This window comes from Acidovorax sp. ST3 (assembly GCF_003231145.1).
Taxonomy (GTDB): domain Bacteria; phylum Pseudomonadota; class Gammaproteobacteria; order Burkholderiales; family Burkholderiaceae_C; genus Acidovorax.
The window spans coordinates 45693-69554 of record NZ_QKVP01000003.1 but is presented as its reverse complement, the minus strand read 5'-3'; the positions used below and the strand labels follow the sequence as shown (position 1 = coordinate 69554).

17 protein-coding genes are annotated in these 23862 nt (G+C 66.0%); 5 read left to right on the top strand and 12 right to left on the bottom strand.

The annotated features are described in order from the left end of the window. Positions 1-8: 8 nt before the first annotated feature. The 3 genes from DNK89_RS09600 to DNK89_RS09590 all read right to left on the bottom strand — a co-directional run bounded on the left by DNK89_RS09600 (position 9) and on the right by DNK89_RS09590 (position 5131). Entirely contained in the window at positions 9-1277 is a 1269-nt protein-coding gene (locus tag DNK89_RS09600; protein WP_110959913.1) for an NAD(P)/FAD-dependent oxidoreductase, read from the bottom strand. Positions 1278-1409: 132 nt separating this feature from the next. Continuing rightward, on the bottom strand, positions 1410-3632 hold the full coding sequence (locus DNK89_RS09595; protein WP_110959912.1) for a TonB-dependent siderophore receptor: 2223 nt from the start codon (positions 3630-3632) through the stop codon (positions 1410-1412). A gap of 314 nt (positions 3633-3946) precedes the next feature. Further along, positions 3947-5131, bottom strand: coding sequence for an ABC transporter substrate-binding protein (locus DNK89_RS09590; protein WP_110959911.1), 1185 nt, complete (start codon positions 5129-5131; stop codon positions 3947-3949). 222 nt (positions 5132-5353) lie between these two features. Here DNK89_RS09590 and DNK89_RS09585 point away from each other — a divergent pair, with 222 nt between their 5' ends. After that, complete coding sequence (locus tag DNK89_RS09585) at positions 5354-5836, top strand: DUF4124 domain-containing protein (protein ID WP_110960359.1); 483 nt, start codon at positions 5354-5356, stop codon at positions 5834-5836. A 27-nt stretch (positions 5837-5863) separates the two neighbouring features. Here the strand turns inward: DNK89_RS09585 and DNK89_RS09580 are convergent, their stop codons facing one another. Further along, positions 5864-6997, bottom strand: a complete 1134-nt coding sequence (locus DNK89_RS09580) for a sterol desaturase family protein (protein WP_015015166.1) — start codon at positions 6995-6997, stop codon at positions 5864-5866. A 118-nt stretch (positions 6998-7115) separates the two neighbouring features. On the opposite strand from DNK89_RS09580, the gene DNK89_RS09575 reads away from it, so the two are divergent. Beyond that, positions 7116-7604: an acyl-CoA thioesterase gene (locus DNK89_RS09575; protein ID WP_015015165.1), complete on the top strand. Its 489-nt coding sequence runs from the start codon at positions 7116-7118 to the stop codon at positions 7602-7604. Between the two features lie 90 nt (positions 7605-7694). On the opposite strand, the gene DNK89_RS09570 is transcribed toward DNK89_RS09575, so the two are convergent. From DNK89_RS09570 to nirB, 7 genes are all read right to left on the bottom strand, one after another. Beyond that, positions 7695-8399, bottom strand: coding sequence for a type IV pili methyl-accepting chemotaxis transducer N-terminal domain-containing protein (locus DNK89_RS09570; RefSeq protein ID WP_110959910.1), 705 nt, complete (start codon positions 8397-8399; stop codon positions 7695-7697). A 241-nt stretch (positions 8400-8640) separates the two neighbouring features. Continuing rightward, positions 8641-9474: a uroporphyrinogen-III C-methyltransferase gene (gene cobA / locus DNK89_RS09565; RefSeq protein WP_110959909.1), complete on the bottom strand. Its 834-nt coding sequence runs from the start codon at positions 9472-9474 to the stop codon at positions 8641-8643. Further along, positions 9471-10394 (bottom strand): DNA-binding protein YbiB, encoded by a 924-nt coding sequence (gene ybiB / locus DNK89_RS09560; protein ID WP_110959908.1) that lies wholly within the window; start codon positions 10392-10394, stop codon positions 9471-9473. Before ybiB ends, cobA begins: the two co-directional genes overlap by 4 nt. Positions 10395-10723: 329 nt before the next feature. Further along, entirely contained in the window at positions 10724-13585 is a 2862-nt protein-coding gene (locus tag DNK89_RS09555; RefSeq protein ID WP_110959907.1) for a nitrate reductase, read from the bottom strand. 127 nt (positions 13586-13712) lie between these two features. Continuing rightward, entirely contained in the window at positions 13713-14114 is a 402-nt protein-coding gene (gene nirD / locus DNK89_RS09550) for a nitrite reductase small subunit NirD (RefSeq protein WP_110959906.1), read from the bottom strand. 68 nt (positions 14115-14182) lie between these two features. After that, positions 14183-14995, bottom strand: a complete 813-nt coding sequence (locus DNK89_RS09545; RefSeq protein ID WP_110959905.1) for a type IV pili methyl-accepting chemotaxis transducer N-terminal domain-containing protein — start codon at positions 14993-14995, stop codon at positions 14183-14185. Positions 14996-15015: 20 nt separating this feature from the next. Continuing rightward, the gene (gene nirB / locus DNK89_RS09540) at positions 15016-17463 is read right to left on the bottom strand and encodes a nitrite reductase large subunit NirB (protein WP_110959904.1); all 2448 of its coding nucleotides are present in this window, start codon (positions 17461-17463) and stop codon (positions 15016-15018) included. 333 nt (positions 17464-17796) lie between these two features. On the opposite strand from nirB, the gene DNK89_RS09535 reads away from it, so the two are divergent. Continuing rightward, on the top strand, positions 17797-19554 hold the full coding sequence (locus tag DNK89_RS09535; protein WP_110959903.1) for a bifunctional protein-serine/threonine kinase/phosphatase: 1758 nt from the start codon (positions 17797-17799) through the stop codon (positions 19552-19554). Positions 19555-19667: 113 nt separating this feature from the next. Here the strand turns inward: DNK89_RS09535 and DNK89_RS09530 are convergent, their stop codons facing one another. After that, complete coding sequence (locus DNK89_RS09530) at positions 19668-20882, bottom strand: nitrate/nitrite transporter (RefSeq protein ID WP_110959902.1); 1215 nt, start codon at positions 20880-20882, stop codon at positions 19668-19670. A 488-nt stretch (positions 20883-21370) separates the two neighbouring features. On the opposite strand from DNK89_RS09530, the gene DNK89_RS09525 reads away from it, so the two are divergent. Together DNK89_RS09525 and DNK89_RS09515 are read left to right on the top strand one after the other, a co-directional pair. Continuing rightward, a complete protein-coding gene (locus DNK89_RS09525; protein ID WP_110959901.1) occupies positions 21371-23020 on the top strand; it encodes a methyl-accepting chemotaxis protein in 1650 nt (549 codons plus the stop codon). A gap of 316 nt (positions 23021-23336) precedes the next feature. Continuing rightward, a complete protein-coding gene (locus tag DNK89_RS09515; RefSeq protein WP_110959899.1) occupies positions 23337-23834 on the top strand; it encodes a MarR family winged helix-turn-helix transcriptional regulator in 498 nt (165 codons plus the stop codon). The last annotated feature ends 28 nt before the right edge of the window (positions 23835-23862 follow it).

Sequence of the window (23862 nt, the reverse complement as noted above, 5' to 3'; positions counted from 1 at the left end):
CGGGTCCGTCAGTGCGCAGCGCCAGCAGGCTCTGCCTGCGGCAGTGGCAGCGCATGCGCGCAGGCATGCGCGCTGGCCCAGGCCCATTGAAAGTTGTAGCCGCCCAGCCAGCCTGTCACATCCACCACTTCGCCAATGAAGTACAGCCCCGGCTGGGCCTTGCACTCCATGGTCTGCTGCGACAGCGCCTTGGTGTCCACGCCACCCAGCGTCACCTCGGCCTTCTTGTAGCCTTCAGTGCCCGTGGGCGTCAGCTCCCAGCGCGCCAGCTGCTCTGCCAGGCGTGCCAGGGCCTTGTCGCTGGCTTCGTTGATGGGGCGCTGCCAGTCGGCCTCGCGGCTGGCCCAGGCATCGGCCAGGCGGCTGGGCACCAGGGTGGCCAGTTCGTTGGACACCAGCTTGCGCGAGCGGGCCTTGCCCTGCGCCAGCGCGGCGGGCAGATCCACCGTGGGCGCGAGGTTGATGGCCAGGGGCGTGCCCTCCTGCCAGTAGCTGGAGATCTGCAACACCGCCGGGCCCGACAGGCCCCGGTGGGTGAACAGCAGGTCTTCGTCAAACGCCATGCGGGCTTTCTTGGCACCCGTGCTGATCTGCGCCGGCAGCGCCAGCCCGGCCAGCTGCGCATACGGCGCCCAGCCCGCGCCGTCAAAGGTCAGCGGCACCAGGCCCGGTTTGCGCTCGACGAGCGGGATGTTGAACTGCTGGGCGAGACGGTAGCCAAAGTCGGTGGCACCAATCTTGGGGATGGACAGGCCGCCCGTGGCAATGACCAGCGCACCCGCCGACACCGGACCGCGATCGGTATCAATTTGATAGCTGCCCCGGAATGATTCACTAGCGCTTGAGGCCAAAAAGGCTATTTTTTTGACGCCACAGGGCTGCCAGCGGGTCACGCCGCCCGCTTCACACTCGGCCAGCAGCATGGCGATGATGTCCTCGGCCGAGCGGTCGGCAAACAGCTGGCCCTTGTGCTTTTCATGAAACGGGATGCCGTGCTTCTGCACCAGCGCGATGAAGTCCGCAGGCGTATAGCGCGACAGCGCCGAGCGGCAGAACTGCGGGTTCTGCCCCACAAAGTGCTTGTGCGGCGCGGCTGGGTCCAGGTCGCGATTGGTGAAGTTGCAGCGCCCACCGCCTGAGATGCGGATCTTCTCGGCCACCTTGTCCGCATGGTCGATGAGCAAGACCTTCAGGCCCCGCTGGCCCGCCTGGCCCGCGCAGAACAGGCCGGCAGCGCCGGCGCCGATGATGATGGCGTCAAAAAATGGAAGGGACACGGGGAGGCATCAAAAGGGACAAAGGCGTGATTGTCCCCCGGCTGACCCGGGGCCTGCCCCGCACGGCGCGATGCCGCTGCGGCGCAAGCCCCGGTCGCTCCCTCTCTCCCTCTTGTGTTGCTGGTCGGCCGGTCAGAACGCTGCGCGCAAGGTCACGCTCAGATTGCGCGGGTCGGCATAGTTGCCGTAGTCCAGGTTGGCCCAGTACTTCTGGTTGGTCACGTTGTTCACCGCCAGCGTGGCGCTCACCTTGGGGTTGAACTGCCAGGACGCACGCAGGTTGAGGATGGCCTTGGGCGACTGCTTCACCGTCACCGTGCCGCTGGGGTGCGGGATGTTGAAGCCCTCGATGGCGCTTTGCCAGGTCAGGTTGCCGCCCACCGACAGCGGCGCGAGGGCGCCGGAGAGCTGGTAGTCCGTGCCCAGTTGCAGCAGGTAGTCGGGCATGTTGGCGTAGATCAGGTCGGTGGGTGCCCGCGTGACCTTGGCGCGGGTGAGGCCCGCACTCACGCGCCACTGCTTGGTGGCCATGCCCGCAAACTCCAGCTCGAAGCCGGTGGATTTGGTGCCATTCACGGCCACATAGGGCAGTGTGCCGTCGGGCAGCGGTGTGGTGATGGCACCGTCGCGCACGCCGAAGTTATCTTGCTTGGTCTGGAACACCGCAAAGTGCGCCTGGATGCGGCGCTCGAACAGCTCAGCCTTGAGACCGGCCTCGGCATTGCTGCCGATGACGGGCGACAGCGGGGTGTTGTTGCGGTCCTTGTAGTTCTGCGGGTTGAAGATGCGCGCGTAGCTGGCATAGGCCGACAGCGTGGGTGTGATGTCGTACACGGCGCCGATGAAGGGCGTGACCTTGCGGTTCTCGTCCTGGATGGCAGAGCGGCCCGCATAGGCGCCTGTGGTGCCATAGGTGTCGGAGTGGCGGTGCCAGTCGGTCAGGCGCAGGCCGGTGAGCACCGACAGCGGATCGGTCACGCGCCAGCGTGCCGAGGCGAACAGGCCGGTCTGCTGCGTGATCTGCGTGCGCCAGGCGCCTGTCTTGGAGTAGGTGGGTGCAGGCGCGTTGCCGTCCCAGGTGTAGATGTTGGGGATCACGTAGCTCCAGCCCGCCACCGAGGTGTAGCCATCGGTGCGCGTGGCGGTGCGGGTGGAGCTCATGCCCACCACCAGGTCGTGCTTGCGGCCGCCCAGTTCGAACTTGCCCGACAGGTAGGCGTCCACCGTGTCCTGCGTTTCGCTGCCGCCGCTCACGGAGGCATACAGGGTCGTGCCTGCGCCAGTCACCGGGTTGATGAAGGGGGCCTGGCTGGTGGTGGCGCCATAGCCGTAGGTGCTCAGGCGGAAGGTGTCGCCCTTGGTGTGGTTCAGTGCGGCCTTCAGGCTCCAGTCGTCGTTGATCTGGTGGTCCAGCGTGGCGTACAGCGTGCCGGAGGTGCGCTCCCACCGTGTCCACGATGGCGAGAAGCTGGTGGAGATCGGCAGGTCGATGGGCACACCCGTGGTGGCAAAACGCGGGATGGTGCCCCAGATCGGCGCCTTGGGGTCGTTGGACTGGCGCTGGTAGCCCACCGACACCACGGTGGACGGGCCGATGTCGGCCTCCACCGCAGCCAGCAGGGCGGTCTTGTCCTCGGAGTAGCGGTCGCGGAAGCTCTCCTTTTTCTGCGGGGCCACGACCAGGCGGCTGCGCACGCTACCGTCGCTGTTGAGCGGTGCGTTGATGTCCAGCTCGCCCCGGTACAGGTTCCACGACCCGGCGGTGAGCGCTACAGACGCCGCGAACTCGCGCTGCGGGCGCTTGCGGATCATGTTGATGGTGGCCGAAGGCACGCCCACACCGGTCTGGATGCCATTGGCGCCGCGCACGATGTCGATGCGCTCGTACAGCGCGGTGTCGAACTCCTGGTTGGTGCTGCTGCTGTAGCTGGGCAGGCCGTCGGTCTGGAAGTCGGTGATCTGGAAGCCGCGCGCGTAGTACAGCGGGCGCTGCGTGTCGTAGAAGCTCACGGCAATGCCGTTCACGTTGCGCAGCACGCTGTCGATGCTGGTGAGCGACTGGCGCTCGATCTGCGCGCGCGTCACCGTGCTGACGGACTGCGGCGTTTCACGCGGTGTGAGCTGAAGGCGGGTGGACGCGCTCTCGCGCGCGCCCGACACGGTGACGCTGTCCAGCGCCTTGGGCTCCACCACCTGGTCGGTGCTGGTGGCGCCTGCAGGGGAGGTCTCGGTGGTATCTGCGGGTGACCCGGCGGTGGTCTGGGCACTGGCGGTGCCCGCTAGGTTGGCTGCGAGGAAGGCGGCCACCGCCAGCGGATGGAGGGCACAGACAAGGTGTCTGCAGGGTGCGTGCATGAGAGGGCTCCTGGGGGAAATGCGTTGGCAGGCTGGCTGGCAACGCATCCTCCGACGGGATGCACGGCTGGCTGGAATTTGTAAAATTTTAAATACAAATGCGAACTATTCGCAAAAACGTGGCAGATATGGCCCCAAGGTGCGGGTTTTTGTTGTTCTGGCGGCACAACGCACCGGGTGGGATGCAGTCCGCTGCACCCGGTAGCTGGGGTGATGCCTTTGTGTGGCGCTGTGGTGGTCACTGCGGCACGGCCACGCTGTGTGCCATGTCTTGCAGACCCGCTGGCGCCGAAGCCGCCAGCGAATCGTGGCTCTCACTGCCGGTACACCCCGCCCGTGCCCACCACCGCAATGTCCACATAGTTGGACCCATGGTGGTTCTGCGGGCTGAACTGGTAGCTGAAACCGCCCAGGTCCAGGTTGCCCAGGCCCTCCATGGCCGTGACCAGGCTGGCGCGTGTGACACCGGGGCCCGCAGCACGCAGGCCTTCGATGAGCACGCGTGCGTCCATGTAGCCGGTATAGCGGTCGTAGTCCGCCGGCTTGTCGTGGCGCTTCATGGAGGCCTGGAAGTCGCGCGTGAGCGCAATGGTGGGCTTGGTGGGGGACGGACCGGTGCGCGCCACGGCCAGGCCACGCGCGTCGTCGCCCAGCGCCTTGAGCACGGCGCTGCCTGCGCCCAGCGACAAGGTATAGATGGGCACGCCCAGGTGCGCGCGGTTGGCCCGCACATAGGCCACCACGGACGGGCCTGCCGCCACCAGCAGCACGGCCTGCGGCTTTTGTGTGGCCAGGGCCTTGGCAGCATCGTTCGCGTCTTCACCCGAAGAGGCCAGTGCGTGCGAGCCAGCCAGCGCAGCACCCTCGGCGGCAATCGTCTTTTCCACCAGGGGCAGCAGCAGCTTGCCGAAGTCGTTGTTTTCGTAGGCCACGGCGATGCGCGAGGTCTGCACGGCCACCAGGTTGCGCACGATCTTCACCAGCTCGTCGGCATAGCTGGCGCGGGTGGTGAAGAGGTAGGGGTGCTGCTGCGCGCGCACGGCAGGGCTGCCCGTGTACACCGAGATCAGCGGCAGCTTGGCTTGCGCCAGGTAGGGCAGCAGCGTCATCACCTGCGAGGTCCCGGCCACACCAAACAGCGCCAGCACGCCGTCTTTTTCGCTCAGCTGTTTGGCGTTGTCCAGCGCACGGCGGGCGTCAAAGCCATCGTCCAGCGACACCAGCCGGATCTTGCGGCCACCGATGCCGCCCTTGGCATTGACGTCCTCCACAGCGGCCTCCTGCCCCTCGTGGATGGGCGACAGGAACGGCGCCATGCCGCCAGACAGCGCGGTAGATCGGCCGATGAGGATGTCTCCCTTGCCGCCTGCAGTGGACTGTGCGCGCGCGGGAAGGCTGGCCAGGGCGGCGCCCCCCGCCAGCGCTAAGACCAGGCTGCGGCGACGCGCCAGGGGCAGCCGCTGCTCGGCGAGTGCAACATTCACATTCGGGGTGGTCATCACGCGGTGTCTCCTGCTCAGAACGGGCCACAGCGGCCCCAGCGAGCGGCGATGGTAGGAGGGCAGCACGCAGCGCGCGCACCGGGTTTGTACCGGGGAGGCGTCATGTTAGGGACAGGTGCCTACCTCCAGCGGCGCTGTCTGCCACTGCACTTGGCGTTGCCTGCCGACCGCTCCTCGCATCGCGGTAGCATGCGGCATGGACCTGCCAAGGAAGACACCATGACTTTGATCCGCTACGCCCTCTGTGCCCTGGCGCTGGGCTGCCTGTCCCCGGCGTGGGCCATCAACAAATGCACGGATGCCAACGGCAAGGTGTCGTTCCAGGACGCACCCTGTGTGGGGGAAGGCGAGAAGATCGACGTGCGCCCCACTACCCGTGGCGCCACCCCGGTGCAGCCCTTAGCAGCACCCGTGGGCGAGGGCGCATTTGGCCCCACCTGGCAGCGCAAGAACTACCTGCAGACCCAGGGCATCCCGCAGGCCCGCGCCGCTGTCGAGCGCAACCAGCGTGAATGCTCGGCCCCGCCCGGCGCCGTGGCCACGGCGGGCCCGCTACGGCGCGGCAACCTGCCGGCAGGCAACCAGTTTGTGCAGGAGGGCGCGGAAAAGGCCGCCGATGCCAAGGCCGCGTGTGAAGAACGGACCGAGGCGCTGCGGGAGCAACTGCGGGTGCTGGAGCGAGAGCTGGCGGCGATGCCCTGAGACAGCGTCTCAGTCAATGAGGAGCCCTCACCCCTTCCAGGTGAACGGAAACTTGAACTGCTTCACAAAGCCGTTGGGCACGTAGTCGCCCAGCACGCCGTAGTGCTCGGGCCAGAGCTTGGTACTTTTGACGGCAGTGCCAAACAGGTAGTCCAGAAACGCGAAGTGCGCAGCGTAGTTCTTGTCCAGCGCCTCCTGGTCCTGGCTGTGGTGCCAGTGGTGGAAGTTGGGCGTGACCAGCACGTAGCGCAGCGGCCCCAGGCGCACGCTCACATTGGCGTGGTTGAACACGGCCTGGAAGCCCACCACCACGATGTATGCATCGATCACTTCCTTGCTGAAGCCCAGCACATAGATGGGGGCCAGCACCAACGTGCGGGTGATCAGCAGCTCCAGGATGTGCTGGCGCGAGCCGGCCATCCAGTCCATGCTTTTGACGCTGTGGTGCACGGCGTGCAAGCGCCACAGCAACGGCACCTCGTGGTAGGCGCGGTGCGTCCAGTACTGCACCAGGTCGGCCACCAGAATGATGAGGAACAGCGCCACCCAGAAGTTCAGGCCCTGCACCCAGCCGCGAATGCCGTCGCTGGCCGCCCAGCCAAAGAACTTGTGCACGATGAGGTTGGTGGCCAACAGCACAAAGCCCACCACCATGTGGTTGACGATGAAGTGGTGAAAGTCCGTCTGCCACTCGGCGCGGAAGATGGGCTGGTCCTTGCGCAGAGCGAACAGCTTCTCGATGAAGATGAAGATCAGCGAGCTGCCCAGCAGGTCGAGGATGAACCAGTCGAGGCCGATGTAGGGCGTGTTGTCGGGGAAGTTCGGGTCCACCTCCACCTTGTGGCCGCCCAGCAGCGCAGTGATCGCCACGATGGCAAACGCAAAGGTGGCCAGCCAGCGGGCGCGGTTGAACACAATGTTGACCAGCGAGATGCCGCCCGCAATCGCCATGGCCACCAGCATGATGTTGCGGATCACCGTCACGTCGTAGCTCTTGCGCAGCTGCGGCGTGGTGAGGTACTCGGGAAAGTGAAAGGCCAGCACGCCCAAAAAGCACAGGATGGCCAGCGTGAGCGCAATCACGCCCGACACCAGTCCCTTGCCGGTGCGCAATGCGCCATGGCTTTCGGTGAATTCGTTGAGTTTTTCTAGTTCGATCATCGGTTCCTCCTCGCACCCGGTCTGCGGGTGCTGCGCGAGTGTAGCGAAGCCGCCACCCGCAGTGCCAGGGGCTCAACTTGCACGCGACGCAGCGCGCATGGCTTTCTAAAATCGCTGCATGAACATCCCTTCACACCAACTGAGCATGACCGTGCTCATGTCGCCCGACATGGCCAACTTTTCGGGCAACGTGCACGGCGGCGCCATCCTCAAGCTGCTGGACCAGGTGGCGTACTCGTGCGCCAGCCGCTATTCGGGCTGCTACACCGTGACGCTGAGCGTGGACCAGGTGATGTTCTTGCAGCCCATCCATGTGGGCGAGCTGGTGACCTTTCTGGCCAGCGTGAACTACACGGGCAGCTCGTCGATGGAAGTCGGCATCAAGGTGGTGGCCGAAGAGATCCGTTCGCAGGTGGTGCGGCACGTCAACAGCTGCTTCTTCACCATGGTGGCCGTGGACGAGGCGCGCAAGCCCGTGCAGGTGCCGCCACTGACGCCCTCCACACCCGACGAGCGCCGCCGCTGGGACGCTGCGTTGATGCGCAAGACGCTGCGCAAGGAGCTGGCGCAGCGGTTTCAACAGGTGCGCGAAACTGCCGGGCAGTAGTGCGTTGAGGGGGCGCCTTGAATGGACGCCATCGAAGGCCCTGGGTCCATCGCCCCGGGCCTTCTCCTTTTCTCGCCCACACTCTGCCGCTCAGGCCGCGCTGCGGCTGCGACCGGCCAGTGACACGGCCTGCAATGACAGGCCATCGATCTCATTGGTGATGCCCGACAACACATTGGCCACCACTGCAAACTCGCGCCCGTGCTGCCCGGCACGCGCTGCCATCACCTGGGCGTTGAAGCTGACCACCTTGGCCTCGCGCGCCACGGTCTGGATCGAGGCCACGATGCCGGCCAGCTCTTTCATCAAGGTTTCGGACTGCGCCTTGCTCACCTGGTCGAACGCAGTGGTGGCCGTGTTGAGTGCGTCGAGCACGCCGTCGGTGGTTTCCACCAAGCGGGCCAGCGCGTCTTCCACGCGCGGGCTCTGGCGCTCGGCCAGGTCCAGCGCTGTGCCGACCTGCTGCGCAAACGCGTCGATGGTGGCGCCCACACCCTGGGGGCCGTGGTAGGCCTTGCGGATGATCTCGGCGCTGGTGGCATCAAGATGGCGCGGCGTGTCCACCAGCCGCGCCTGGCTGTCGGTGAACAGCGTGAGCGAGCTGCGCGCGGCCTTCAGGTGCAGGTCGCTGCCGCGTGCGGCCAGCACGGTTTGCAGCACCATGCGTTGAGACAGCATGCGCTGGCGTGCTGCGATGTTGACGAGTGACATGCCCGCGTCGCGCGAGGAAGCCTGTGCGGAAGACGGCAGCGTGGGCAGGCTGGAGGTGCGTGCAGGGACGGGAAAGGCTGCCATGGTGCTCCTTGTGCGGGTTGCATTCAGATGCATGCTTTCAAGCAATACCCGGGCCAATGTGCATGCAGGCGCGTGACCCAATGCGGTGCTGTGTAGAGGGAGCCCGTGCTGAATGAAACACGCGACGGCGCAGCGCGTAGACATGCCTTGGATCGCCTTGTTTTGCGCCCGTGCACAGTGAATTACCGACCTGCGAAGCGGGCAATCGGGCCGGTGGAATTGTGGAGGTCGTTGTGTGTGCTCAGCCCGCGCGCCGGGCCTGCAACGGCGCTGCGTCCGCGTCCTGCACGGCCAGCGCGACGCCGCGCACCACATCGCCCACCACAATCACCGAAGGGCTGGCCAGCCCTTCGCGGGTGATGGTGGCGTGCAGCTCGCCCAGGGTGGTGATGGCATGCCGTTGGTGCGGCAGGCTGGCGTGCTGGATGACGGCCACAGGCGTGTCGGCGGGCAGGCCGGTGAGCAGTTCCTGCTCGATGGTGGCGGCGCCGCTCACGCCCATGTAGATGACCAGCGTGAGCTTGGCGTCGCGCGCCGTGGCGGCCAATTGGCGCCAGTCAGTGCCCGCATCGCCGGGCTTGGCGTGGCCGGTGACAAACACCACGCCATGCGCGTGCTCGCGGTGCGTGAGCGGTGCGCCCAGCGAAGTCAGCCCTGCGAGCCCTGCGGTGATGCCGTTGATGACGGTGACCTCAACACCTGCGGCACGCAGGTGCTCCACCTCTTCGCCGCCGCGGCCAAAGATGAACGGATCGCCACCCTTGAGGCGCACCACGTTCTCGCCTTCGTTCACGGCCATCAGCATGAGCTTTTCGATGAAGGCCTGGGGTGTGCTTTTGCAGCCGCCGCGCTTGCCCACATAGACGATGCGCGCCGTCGGCGAGGCATGGGCCACGATGGCATCGCTCACCAGGTCATCCACCAGCAGCACCGTGGCCGCCTGGATGGCCTTGAGCGCCTTGAGGGTGAGCAGCTCCGGGTCACCCGGGCCTGCGCCCACCAGCGTGCAACTGCCGCCGGTGCCCAGGTGCGGTGGGGCTGTGGGCGGTGTGGTGGAAGGCGTGGGGCGGGTCATGGGGATGTCTCCGAAGCAGTTTGACCAGCAACGTGCAAGATGTGTTCCACCTGCCGCTTGATGGCAGGTGGAATCGGCAAATCGCCCGCCAGCACCTGGCGTGTGTAGGTGGCCGTGGTGGCCACGTCGATTTCGGCGGGCAGGCCCGGCACCTCGCTGGCGGTGCCCGGTTGCTGCGCCTCCAGCACCGTGTGTTCGCCGCGCACAAAGCCGTCGTAGCGCGGCGTGCGGCGTGGGTCGGTCGCGACTTCGCCCTCCAGCCCGCGCGAGAGCAAGGCGTTCATGCCCAGAGTGCGGAAGGTGGTCTGCAGCATCTCGAAATATTCGGGGTGGGTGTATGCGGTGACCACCACCGACGGCCCCGCGCAAGGGCTCATCAGCTTGACCACGCTGTGCCCCGGGTTGCGCAGGCCCACCACCTCGCGCACGGCCAGCAGGCGCGCCAGCCCCGCGTGCAGGTGCTGGGTGTGGATATGGCGCACCGTGCCATTTGCTATCTTTTCAGGAGCTATCAGGGCAGGTACTTCTAGCGCATCGAGCACATCCGATGCCAAAACCCGCCGCGCCTCGGTGCGCATGCCGTGCAGCAGCACGGGCAGCCCTTCGCGCGCCAGCAGCAGTGCCAGCAGGGGCGTCAGCACCGGCAGCTTGCGTGCGCCGTTGTAGCTGGGCAGCACGATGAGTGGGCGGTCGGTGGCGGGCAGCAACGCCAGGCGGCTGTGCGTGGCATCCAGAAAGCCGCACATCTCTTCGGACGTCTCGCCCTTGATGCGCATGGCCAGGCAGAAGGCGCCGATCTCCAGGTCGGTCACGGCACCGTCCAGCACCTGGCCGAACAGGTCGGCAGCCTGCTCGCGCGACAGCGGCTTGGCGCCGCGCGCGCCGCGTCCGATTTCCTTGATGTACTGGGCGATTGCCATGGTTCTTGGTGGCGGGACTTGTGAAACAGGGCTCTAGTGTGGTGTTGCACGCTATCCGGCACTTCAAACCGTGTCTTTTCGGCCAGGGCTGCGTTGCAAATCCTCGCGATACCTCCGGGTATCGCTGTGGTTTGCGCCTTGCCCTGACCAAAAATCCATCGGTTTTCATGTGCCAGATAGCGTGCAACACCACACTGGCGTCGTTATCTCGGCTTGCCGTACAGGCGTACTGTCTGCGCCGAAAGCGCCTAGCTGGAGCCCTGTTGCACAAGTCCTGGTGGGGTTTGTTGGTTCGAGGGCTATTTTCCTGCAAGCAAGAGAACTTTTGGTTATATGACGGCCTGCGCGAGCGGTTTGGATGCCAGCGGTCCCGTGGATCTCACCATTCGCTTGAGTTCGGGCACGCACGAGCCGCAGTTGGTGCCGCAGCGCAGTTGGCCTTGCAGTTGTGCCAGGCGGTCATCGTCAGTGCCGTGGCAGTGCGCCAGTTGGGCGGTGATGGCGGTGTCCGTCACGTTGAAGCAGGTGCACACCGGCTTGCCGCGCGACTGCACGGCCACGGGCGCCTTGGCGCCGGGCACCAGCAGCAGGCGGCCGTAGGTCTGTGCGGGCAGTTCTTCCTGCAGCAGGGTCTTGAGCCAGCCTTCGGCGCTGGTGTCGCCTGCCAGCACGATGCCTTCGAGCGTGGTGTTGTCGCCCTGGCGGGCCAGCCGTGCGGCCCGGCGCTGGCCGCGTTTTTTGTCGGCGTAGCGCAGCGTGTCGGCGCCTGCCATGCCCAGCAGGGCTTCGATCTGGGCCATCAGCGCATCGGGCGGCGCCTCGTGGGCGGCGGCGCGCAGCAGCACCCCGGTGCGCTCGCGGCCGGGCTCATCCAGCGGGGTGTTGTTGCTGAAGGGCACGCAGCTCGCGAACGGGAACTGCGCCATCAGGGCAGACAGCGCTTCGCGTGTGGCATGGCTTTTGTCGGGGGGCAGCCAAGCCATGGCCAGCAGCGTCCAGGGCAGTTCGGCCTTGAGCACCTTGACGGCGGCGTGTTTCAGCTCGGGCTGTTTGGAGGTGGGGCAGAACGCCGAGGTGGTGAGCGCATTCACGCCCGCCAGCCGTTCGCCGGTGGAAGACACGCCGCTCAAAAACTCGCTGCCCCAGTGCATCGCCATGAACACCTGCGACAGGCCCATCGTGGTGTCGGCTTGCACGGGCACCACGATGGAGCCGCGCTTGCTGGTCACGTGCACCAGGTCGCCGCTGGCCAGCTTGCGCCGCTCCATGTCCTGCGGGTGCATCTGCAGGCTGGGTTCGGCCACATGGCCAAACAGACGGCCCAGCGTGCCTGTGCGGGTCATGCCGTGCCATTGGTCGCGCAGGCGGCCGGTGGTCAGGCTGAAGGGGTAGCGCGACTCGCGGGGCTCTGCGGTGGGCTGCCATGCGTGGGCGGCAAAACGCGCGCGGCCATCAGCGGTGGGGAAGACGCCGTCTTGGTACAGGCGTGCCTTGCCGGTGGTGACGCCTTCAGGCAGTGGCCACTGCTGCGGGCCCTGGGCTTCGAGCATCTCCCACGACAAGCCGGTAATGTCCAAGTCTCGCCCGCGCGTGCTCTCGCGGTGTTCGTTCCATACGGCCTCTGCGCCTGCGTCGGCAGCGTCGGTGGCGTACGGGAACAGCGTCGGCGCGCCGGGCCGCAGGCGCGCCTCCAGCTGGTGCGCGAACTGCACTGCAATGGCCCAGTCGTGGCGCGCCAGGCCGGGCGCAGGCACGGCAGTGCGCACGCGCGAGATGCGGCGCTCGCTGTTGGTCACTGTGCCGGTCTTTTCACCCCAAGTGGTGGCGGGTAGCAGCAGGTCTGCGTAGTCGCAGGTGGCTGCCGTGGCAAAGGCCTCTTGCACCACCACAAACTCGGCGCGCTGCAGCGCGCGGCGCACGGTGGCCTGGTCGGGCATGCTTTGCGCGGGGTTGGTGCAGGCAATCCACAGGGCCTTGATTTCGCCGTCGGCAGCGGCCTGGAACATCTCCACCGCCGTCTTGCCCGGCTTGCTGGGCACATCGGCCACGCCCCACAGCGCGGCGACTTCGGCGCGGTGCTGCGGGTTGGCCAGATCGCGGTGGGCACTGAGCAAATTGGCCAGGCCGCCCACCTCGCGCCCGCCCATGGCGTTGGGTTGGCCCGTCAGGCTGAAGGGGCCCGCGCCGGGCTTGCCGATCTGTGCGGTGGCCAGGTGCAGGTTGATGAGCGCAGCGTTCTTGGCCGTGCCGCTGCTGCTCTGGTTCAGGCCCTGGCAATACAGGCTCAGGGTGGGTTTGCGGGTGGCGAACCCCTGGCCGTCAAGGCCAGCAAACCATCTTGCCGCAGTGGTCAGGTCGGCCACGCTGATGCCGCAGGTCTGCGCCACGCGCTCGGGCGTGTAGTCGCGCACCAGGGCCTTGAGTTCGTCGAAGCCCGTGGTGTGGGCGGCGATGTACTCGGCGTCGGTCCAGCCCTCCCACAGCATCAGGTGCAGCATGCCGTTGAACAGCATCACGTCGCTGCCAGGCTGGATGGGCAGGAACAGGTCGGCCATGCCGGCCGTGTCGGTGCGGCGCGGGTCGGCCACGATGACCTTCATTCCAGGGTTCGTAGCGCGTGCGTCTTCGATGCGGCGAAACAAAATGGGGTGCGCCCAGGCCGCGTTGCTGCCCACAATGAACAGGCACTGCGCGTGTTTCACGTCGTCGTAGCAGGCGGGCGGCGCGTCGGCGCCCAGCGTTTGCTTGTAGCCCGCCACGGCGCTGCTCATGCACAGGCGCGAGTTGGTGTCGATGTTGTTGGTGCCGATCAGGCCCTTGGCGAGTTTGTTGAAGACGTAGTAGTCCTCGGTCAGCAACTGGCCGCTGACGTAGAAGCCCACGGCGTCGGGGCCGTGCTGGGCGATGGTGTGGGCGAACCGGTCGGCCGCGAGCGTCAGTGCGGCGTCCCAGGTCACGGGCAGGGCGGCTTCGTTGCGCTGTGCGCGTTGCAGGGGGTGCAGCAGGCGGGTTTGCAGGGTGACGGGGCTGGTGGCGGTGAGGTGCAGGGTCGAGCCCTTGGTGCACAGGCGGCCAAAGTTGGCGGGGTGGGTGGGGTCGCCGCGCACGCCGGTGATTTGTGCGCCTTCGGATTCGATGATCACGCCGCAGCCTACGCCGCAGTAGGGGCAGGTGGATTGGGTTTCTTGCATGGCGTGTTTTGGGCTATTTTGGCCTCAGGCGCTAGTGCATATTGCGCTGTCAGCTATTGTTTTGATAGTGTTTCGTGTCCTTGCCGGGGGGCGCATGCGGCGCCCTGGGCGCAACACCCTGCACGGCTCACACACCCACCGCCCTACGCGCAGGCCCGGCGATGGGGCGCGTCAGATCGGTTGCCACCGTTGCCAGCTCGGCCGCGTTCAGGTACACCGCGCCGTCTTCCACCTTCACGGCAAACTTCGGCGTGCAGCCCTCATCGGGCGCCGAGGCCTGGCCGTCGCACAGGCCAATGGTCCAGTTGTGCAGGGGGCACGCCACATGCGTGCCAAACACGATGCCCTGGCTCAGCGGGCCGCCCTTGTGGGGGCAGCGGTCCAGCAGCGCAAACACACCACCGGCGTCGTTGCGGAAGATGGCCACGTCCAGGCCCTGGGGGCGCGCCACGCGGCGCGAGCCCAGCACGGGGATGTCGTCCACCCGGCAGATCAGCTTCCATTCAGGGGTTGGGTTGTTGGTGGTCATGGGAATGGTCCTTGGTGTTGTTCGGTGGGATGTCGGGGGCGCGTGTGGGGCCGTTGCAGGGCAGGCTGTCAGCTGCTGCCCAGTGCGGCATACAGGCCGGTCACGCGGTCCATGCTGGCGAGCAGGTTCTCGCTGCTCACAAACACTTCCGACACCTGGCGGAAGGTGTTGTTGCTGGTGCCCAGGCGCTGCAACGCAGCGTCAAAAAAGACCCACTGGCCGTCGGCCAGCAAAAGCTCTTGGCGGATGCGGTTGGTGGCCTGCGGCGCGTTGCGCAGCAGCTCGGTGGCGCTGATGAACTCGTCGCGCGCCTTGGCGATTTCGGTAGTGGCGGTGGAGGTGTCCACCTCCAGCATGGCAGACAGGCAGAACTTGGCCATGCGCTGGCTCAGCATGCGCTGGCGGCCTGCCACGTTGACCAGCTTGCCCACGGGCTTGCCCGAGGCGGCTTCGTACTGAACGGTGCCCTGGTGGGCCAGCGCCAGCACCTTGGCGTCGGCCTGCAGCAGGGCGGCCGCGCCGTCGCGCGACGGGGCGGTGCCCAGCAGCGTGGCCTTATGGTCGGCCCACGCTGATTCCAGCTTTACGTAGGTGTCGCGGATGGTGGGCGAGGGCGCATAGGCCTTGAGTTCGGCCAGCTGCCGCTCGAACAGCGCCAGCGACTGGTCCAGCACGGCGCGCGCTGCGGGCGTGTCGGACTTGTGGGCCAGCGCCAGCCAGGCCTTACCCATGCGCTGGCTCAGCATGCGCTGGCGGCCTGCCTTGTTGATGGCGTCGTTCAGGTCTGTGACCTGGGCCTGGGCAGTGCCCAGCGACATGATGCCCAGGGTGCTCCAGGCCGTGGTGTAGCCCGCGGCGGTCAGCAAGGTGCGGCGTTGCATGATGTGGGGCTCCGGGCGCTTCAGGCGGCAGTCAGCGGGGCAAACTGGCGTGTGTCCACGGCCGCCTTGTCAAACTCGAACCAGGGGTCGGGCTCGCCGTCCAGCGCAAACTGCAGCTGCTCCCACAGTGCCTTGCGGCCTTCGTGGTCTTCGAGGATGCGCTTTTTCACATAGTCCAGGCCCACGCGGCTCACGTAGTGCACGGTGCGTTCCAGGTACCAGCCTTCCTGGCGGTACAGCTCGCAGAACGCGCCGGTGTACTCCAGCACTTCTTCGGCAGTTTTCAGCTTGGTGAAGAAGTGCGCCACCTCGGTCTTGATGCCGCCGTTGCCAGCGATGTACATCTCCCAGCCGCTGTCCACGCCGATGATGCCCACGTCCTTGATGCCGGCCTCGGCGCAGTTGCGCGGGCAGCCGCTCACCGCGAACTTGACCTTGTGCGGGGCGTACATGCGCCACATGGCGCGCTCCAGGTCCTTGCCCATCTGCGTGCTGTCCTGCGTGCCCATGCGGCACCACTCGCTGCCCACACAGGTCTTTACGGTGCGCAGCGCCTTGGCATAGGCGTGGCCGCTGGGCATGCCGATGTCCTTCCACACGTTGACCAGGTCTTCCTTCTTCACGCCCAAGAGGTCAATGCGCTGGCCGCCCGTGACCTTGACGGTGGGGATGTTGTACTTGTCCACCGCATCGGCAATGCGGCGCAGCTCGTCGGCCGTGGTCTCGCCGCCCCACATGCGGGGGATGACGCTGTAGGTGCCGTCTTTTTGGATGTTGGCGTGGCTGCGCTCGTTGATGGCGCGGCTTTGCGGATCGTCCTTGGCGTCCTTGGGCCAGGTGCTGATGAGGTAGTAGTTGACGGCGGGGCGGCAGCTGGCGCAGCCGTTGGGCGTCTTCCATTCCATGAACTTGAACACATCGCCAATGCTCAACAGCTTGTTGGCACGGATCGCGTCGCGCACCGCCTGGTGTCCGTGGTCGGTGCAGCCGCACATGGCCTTGGTCTTGGGCGTGGCGCTGTAGTCGCCACCGGCGGTGAACATGATGATCTGCTCGACCAGGCCCGTGCACGAACCGCACGATGCGCTGGCCTTGGTGTGCTTGCGCACTTCATCCAGCGTGAACAGGCCCTTGTCCTTGATGGCCTTGCAGATGGCGCCCTTGGTCACGCCATTGCAGCCGCACACCTCGTCGCTGTCGGCCATGGCCGATGCCTTGCTTTGGCCCTGGTGGCCCACGTCGCCGATGTTGCTCTCGCCAAACATCAGCTTGTCGCGGATGTCGCTCACGCTGCGGCCATCGCGCAGCAGCTTGAAGTACCAGCTACCGTCCACGGTGTCGCCATACAGGCAGGCGCCCACCAGCTTGTCGTCCTTGATGACCAGCTTTTTGTACACGCCGCCAAAGGGGTCGCTCATCACGATCTCTTCGGTGTTCTCTCCGCCCTGGAAGTCGCCCGCTGAAAAAAGGTCGATGCCCGTCACCTTGAGTTTGGTGGAGGTGAGCGAGCCCTGGTAGCGGCCAATGCCGAACTCGGCCAGGTGGTTGGCCAGCACCTTGCCCTGCTCGAACAGCGGGGCCACCAGACCATAGGCAATGCCCCGGTGCGCGGCGCATTCGCCCACGGCGTAGATGCGCGCGTCGGTGGTGGTTTGCAGCGTGTCGCTCACCACAATGCCCCGGTTTACGTGCAGGCGCATCTTTTCAGCCAGCGCGGTGTTGGGGCGGATGCCCACGGCCATCACCACCAGGTCGGCGGGCACCTCGGTGCCGTCCTTGAACTTGACGGCGCTCACGCGGCCCTCGGCGTTGCCCACCAGTTCCTGCGTCTGTGCGCCCATCAAGAAGCGCATGCCTCGGTCTTCCAACGACTTCTGCAGCATCTTGCCCGCCACGTCATCGAGCTGGCGCTCCATCAGCGAGGGCATCACGTGCACCACGCTCACGGTCATGCCGCGCTTCATGAGGCCGTTGGCAGCCTCCAGGCCCAGCAGGCCGCCGCCGATGACGACGGCGTGCTTGTATGTGGCGGCGGCGTCGATCATGGCCTGTGTGTCGGCAATGTCGCGGTAGGCCAGCACGCCCTGGAGGTCTTTGCCGGGCACGGGCAGGATGAAGGGGTTGGAGCCCGTGGCCATGATGAGGCGGTCGTACTCGGCGGTGATCACATCACCGTCTTTGCTGGTGGCGGTGACCACGCGGCGCACGCGGTCCACATCGGTCACGGTGAAGCCGGTGTGCAGCGTGATGTGGTTGTCGGCGTACCACTGCCAGTCGTTGAGGATGATTTCGTCAATCGTCTGCTCGCCCGCCAGCACGGGCGACAGCAGAATGCGGTTGTAGTTGGGGTGCGGCTCGGCCCCGAAGACCGTGATGTCATACAGATCGGGGGCAATCTTGAGCAGCTCTTCCAGCGTGCGCACACCGGCCATGCCGTTCCCCACCATCACCAGTTTGAGCTTTTTCATCGTGACTCCGTCGGTTCCATCGCCTAGGCGATGCCAAAAACAAAAAAGGCGTCCACACGATGCAGCTCCGACCTTCCATCGAAACCGCATGTGGGGACGCCTTCGTCCATACAACCCCTTGGTGCGCCGTTGCACCGCTGAATTGCGTGGCCCCTTGGGGCCGTTGCTTTGGTTAAGCAATGGCCGTGCCAGAGTTTGTGCACTGATCTGGGGTGAAAGCACAGGGGCCCGCCCTGCGCAGCATGCGCTTGGGGGTGGCAGCCGTGGACCGGGCTGCGCGCAGCAGTGCATGCATGCACCAGCTTGGGCATGGAACCTGCATGGAGCTGGTGCATGAGTTTTGAACTGGACATCGGCCACACCTCGCAGGCTGGGCGCAACGAAGTCAATGAAGACTTTGCCGCCCTGTTGCAGGGGCAGGGGCGCGACCGCGAACGTGGCGCCATCGCTGCCATTGCCGATGGAGTGAGCACCGGAGGCAACGGGCGCGAAGCCGCCCAGACCACGGTGAACACGCTGGTGAACGACTACTTCGCCACGCCCGACACCTGGGACACCACCGTGGCGCTGGACCGCATCCTGAGCGCGCACAACGGCTGGCTTGCGTCGATGAACCGGCGCCGCCAGCCCGCCGTGGGCCTGACCACGCTCACCGCCATCGTGCTGCGCGGCCAGTCGTACACGCTGGCCCATGTGGGTGACACGCGCGCCTATCTGTTGCGGGGCGGCCGGCTGCAGCTGCTGACGACCGACCATGTGATGGCGCAGCGCGACTTTGCGCATCAGCTCACCCGCGCCATGGGGCTGGACGACCATGTGGTGGTGGACTACAGCCAGGGCGAACTGCACAGCGGCGACCTGCTGGTGCTGCTGTCCGACGGCGTGCACGGCAGCCTGCCCGAGCGCGAGTTGCGCCAGTTGCTGCGGGCGGACGCGAGCGCTCAGGCACTGAGCGACGAGATCACGCGCGCAGCCCTGCGCCGGGGCAGCACCGACAACGTGACCGCACTGGTGGTGCGGGTGCAGGGCGCGTTGGAGGCCACCTTGCAGGACGAGTCCCGCCGTGCCCTGCAGTTGCCGGTGTTGCCACTGCTCAAGGTGGGCGACCCGGTGGACGGCCTGGTGGTGACCGCGCTGGTGGCCGACAGCGGCGTGCACCGCATCTACCAGGTGCGCGACCCGGCCACCCAGCGGCTGTATGCGCTCAAGACCCTGGTCCCCGCCCGCGCGCACGATGCGCAGGAGCGCGCCACGCTGGCGCACGAAGCCTGGGTGGCCCGGCGCATGCAGTCCGGCCACGCGGCGGTGCACCTGGCGCGCCTGAACACCTGGCCGCCCGAGCAGGGCGGTGCAGGCCCCGGTGCCAGTGCGTTTTATCTGCTCTATGACTGGCATGCGGGGCAGACCCTGGGCCAGCGCCTGCGTGCCCGCCAGCACCTGGGTGTGCCCCAGGTCGTGTCGGTGGTGATGCAGGCGGCGCAGGTGCTGGGCTGGCTGCACCGGCAAGGCGTGGTGCACCGCGACATCAAGCCCGACAACCTGCACCTGGGCGACGACGGCGTGCTGCGTGTGCTGGACCTGGGCGTGGCCCTGTCAGGCCGCGAGCCCGAGGCCACGCGCCGCCTGCACGCAGGCACCCCCAGCTACATGAACCCCGAGCAGTGGCCCGGCTACGAGAAGAACGGCGACCCGGCCGGCCAGTTGCCCGATGCGGGCAGCGACCTGTTTGCGCTGGGTGTCACGCTGTACCAGCTGCTGAGCCACGGGCGCCTGCCCTATGGCGAGGTGGTGCAGTACCAGCTGGGCCGCTACCACCGCGACCCGGTGGCGCCCAGCCGCCACCACCCCAGCGTGCCCATCTGGCTGGACCAGATCGCCTTGAAGGCCGTGGCCCGCCAGCGCACGCAGCGCTTTGAAACCGCCGAGGAGTTGCTGCTGGCGCTGGAACGGGGTGCGTCACGCCCCTTGTCCGCCCCGGGCCCACAGCCGCTGATGCAACGCGATGCCACGGCACTGTGGAAGATCGCGTTGGCGGTGAGCGTGCTGGTGAACCTGTTGCTGGTGTACTGGCTGCTGTTTTTGCCGAGGTGAGGCGATTGATTTGCTATTAGAAATATAGCTATCAAGGTATGAGGAAATTGCGCTGGGCGCCTACTTGGCTTGAAATGCGGCAAGGTGCTGCCGCGCCCTAACGGCTACGCCGTTCACGCGCCGCGCGCGCGTCCACCTTTCTCCGCCCACGTGCGGGTCCAGCGGATCTGCATCACCCGCAGCAGCACCAGCATGGCAGCGGCACACGCCGCAATGCCCACAAAGCCCCACAGGTAGGTGCCGGTGTACTGGCGTGAAAAGCCCATACCGTTGGGGATGAGGCCGCCGCCCAGCGCGCCGATCTCACCAATCATCGAGCCCGCCACCGCCGTGGACAGCGGCCAGCGCAGCGGCACCAGCTGGAACAGCGCGCCGTTGCCCGCGCCCAGTGCAGCAAAACACACCAGAAACAGCAGCATCGTCACCGGCAGCGAGTTCTCGGCCAGGCCACACAGCACCATGCTCACGGCGGTGATGGCCAGCACGCCCGTGAGCGTGTTGACGCCGCCCCAGTGGTCCGACAGCCAGCCGCCCATCACCCGCAGTGCGGCACCCAGAAAGGCCGCCAGCATGGTCAGCTGCCCCGCCTGCACCTTGCTCACGCCAAACTGGTCGTAGAAGTAGCTGGGCAAAAAGGCCGTCAGGCCGATGAAGCCGCCAAACGTCACGGCGTAGATCAGGCTGAACGCCCAGCCGTCTTTTTCAAACAGGCAGGCAATGTGCTCGCGGAATGTGGCGTGGGGCGCGAGGTCGGGGGGCTCCTTGGCATACACCGCCATCACCACGGCGGGCACAGCCACGCTCACGGCGGCAAAGCCATACACCGCCTGCCAGCCAAATTGCTGCGCCAGAGCGGGCGCCAGCAGTGCGGCTACCGCCGTGCCCACATTGCCTGCGCCCACGATGCCCATGGCCAGCCCCTTGAAGCGCGGTGGGAACGAGCCCGAGCCCAGCGACAGCGCCACGCCAAAGCTCGCCCCCGCTACGCCCAGCAGAATGCCCAGCGCCAGCAGGTCGTTGAAGGTGTGCACGAACAGGTAGCCATAGCCCATGGCCACAAAGATACCTGCCATCTCGACCAGCGTGGCGCGCTTGCGCCCGATGTACTGCGCCAGGATGCCCAGCGGAAACCGCATCAGCGCGCCCGCAAAAATGGGGATGGACAGCATCATCCCCATTTGCGTGGGGGAGAGCTGGAAGCTCTCGCGGATGAACGGCGCCATCGCACCGTTGATGACCCACACCGCGCACGAAAAGCCGAAGTACAGAAACGACGCCCACAGCGTGGGTGCGTGGCCGGATTTGAGGAACTCTCTGAAGTAATGCATGGGTGTGAGTGCAAAGGGCTGAGGGGGTGACCCCTTCGCCCGGCCAGAAAACAAAAAGGCGTCCACACGGACCGCGCGGGCTGACCAGCCCCAACGCACTCCATGAAGACGCCAACGTCCTGTTCGCCCAATCCGCCATTGCACCGGGCTGACACGCGGCCAGCGTTGGCCGCGCCTAGTGGCAAGCAATGGCTATGCCAGTGCCGCCAAAGGCGTCGCCAGGGCTACCGCCAGCCGTGCTGTGAATACTGGATAAGCCTCTGCAGCTATCAAAACTGAAGCGAGCGGTCTCTCTGTTGTTCACATTGGTGCATTGCAGCGGAGGGCGCTGCACAGTGTTGGTGTGGCGCACCAGGCTGGTGAATTCGCGATGGCGGCGCTATTTATCTGTTTCAAATCCCCGGCATTCGTCATAGGATGTTCCTGACTTTTCCACTGCCGAGTTGCCCGGTTCTGGAGCGACAAGGCACCCAAGAAATGGGGCTCCCATGCGCGTCAATTTGCCGGTCAGCCAGCACGAATATGCGTTTCCCAAGGGCCAGACCCTGGTGTCCACCACGGACCTCAAGGGCCGCATCCTGTACTGCAACCCGATGTTCATTGAGGTCAGCGGCTACGAAAAGGAAGAGCTTCTGGGCCAGCCCCACAACATCGTGCGACACCCCGACATGCCCGAGGAGGCCTATCGCGACATGTGGGAGACCATCGCCAAAGGCATCCCCTGGTCGGCCCCGGTCAAGAACCGGCGCAAGGACGGCACGTTTTACTGGGTGATGGCCAATGTCACTCCACTCATGCAGGGCGACCAGCCCACCGGCTACATGTCGGTACGCACCGAAGCGACGCGCGAGCAGATCCAGGCGGCGGATGCGCTGTACAAGCAGATGCAGGCCGAAAAACAAGCCGGCACGCTGGTGCACCGGCTGTCGGCTGGTCAGCTGGTCAAAGACACGCTTTGGGGCCGCGTGGGCCGTGCCCTGGCACTGGGGCCCATGGGCAAGATGATGGCGTGCACCCTGCTGCTGGTGGTGGCTTCGTGGTGCGCGGCCTTGCTGGGGGGGCACACGCTGTCGCTGGCCTCGGGGGCGGCGTGGCTCGGGGTGGTGGTGTTGGCGCTGGGCATGGCGGTCTACCTGCACCAGGTCACGGTGGCACCGTTGTCGCAAATGCTGTTGTGGGCCAACCGCATGGCGGCGGGTGACCTTACCCAGAAGATATCGGCCACGCGCAGCGACACCGTGGGCCAGCTGCAAAAGGCGCTGGCGCAGCTCAACGTGAACCTGCTGTCCATCGTGCGCGACGCGCGACAGGAGAGCGAGCACATGCAGGTCTCCACCCGCGAGATTGCCCAGGGCAACCAGGACCTGTCGTCGCGCACCGAGGCGCAGGCCAGCAACCTGCAGCAGACCGCCGCGTCGATGGAAGAGATCACCGGCACCGTCAAGCAGACCGCAGAATCCGCGCGCCAGGCCTCGGTGCTGGCCACGCAGGCCACCCAGGTCGCTGAGCGCAGCAGCAGCGCGGTGGACGGTGTGGCCGACACCATGAAGCAGATCCAGGCCGCGTCCGGCCGCATCAGCGAGATCACGCAGCTGATCGACTCCATTGCCTTCCAGACCAACATCCTCGCGCTGAACGCAGCGGTGGAGGCGGCCCGTGCTGGCGACCAGGGGCGTGGCTTTGCGGTGGTGGCCTCAGAGGTGCGCAGCTTGTCGCACCGCACGCTCTCGGCCGCCAAGGAGATTCGTCAGCTCATCGATGACTCGGCCACCAAGGTCACTGAAGGCCATGAAAAGACCGATGCAGCGCAAAAGACCATGGCCGAGTCGCTGGAGCTGGTGCGCCGGGTCAACACGCTGATTGGCGAGATCCACAGCGCGTCGAATGAGCAGCTCAGCGGCATCTCGCAGGTCAACTCGGCCGTGGCGCAGCTCGATACCATCACGCAGCAAAACGCCGCGCTGGTGGAAGAGAACGCGGCATCGGCCATGCAGCTCAATGGCCAGGCGCAGACCATGACCGAGACGGTGCAGGTGTTCCGCATCGACGCGTCGGCACCCACCCAGTCGCGCGATGCGGTGGCGCTGCGCAAGGAGATGAAGGCCTCATCCAGCAGCAGGGCCCTGGCGGCGGCCTGAGGGCCCAATCAACCACACGCGCTACAGCGCGCGATGACGGTGTTGTCTCCCCTATGGTCCGCCCGTTCCTAGTGCCGAGGGCGTTGGCCCGTTGCGCGACCGCTTTCGGTGGGTTGTGGATTTCGATCAGCGGCAGATCGCCAATGACTGTGTTGCGCACCGGGTGCATGGACTCATTCAGTTCAAAGGGCAAGAGACAAAACCGGTGGTTGGGTTGATCGTGATGGAGTGGTGCGGGGTGGATGTTGAAGTGAGACAATATGTTGACTTGATTGCCGCGCGGTTGCAGTCTGCATAACCCACTAAAAACTCACGCATGCACCACCCTGATTCCAAAGCACAGATCGCCCGCATGGAGCTGGCTAACCGGTTGTTTTTTCGGCTGTATCAATGTGCGAACTTGTTGCATAAAACCGGTTCGCGAGCGGTGGAGAGCGAGGGGCTGACCACGCAGCAATGGGCGGTGCTGGGTGCCCTTTCGCGCGAAGAAGCGCAGCAGGGTATGGGGGTGAACGAGCTGGCTCGTTACCTGTTGGTCAGCCGCCAGAACCTCGCGGGGGTGATTGGACGCCTGGAGCGCGATGGCCACATCTGTATGGAGACCGATGAGAAGGACCGCCGCTCCCGCCTGATCAAGATGACCGAGTCCGGACGCATGACGTGGCTGGTCAAGGCCCGGCCCAAGATCGATGCCTATTACGAGCGGGCGCTGGACGAATTCTCGGTGGGAGACATCACCCACACGCTGCACTACCTGCTCAAGCTGCTGGACAACATGCAGCGCCTGGATACTGGCGCGGAGTCCGAGGGCTGAGCCTGCTAAGGACTTCCCCCTGCCGGTT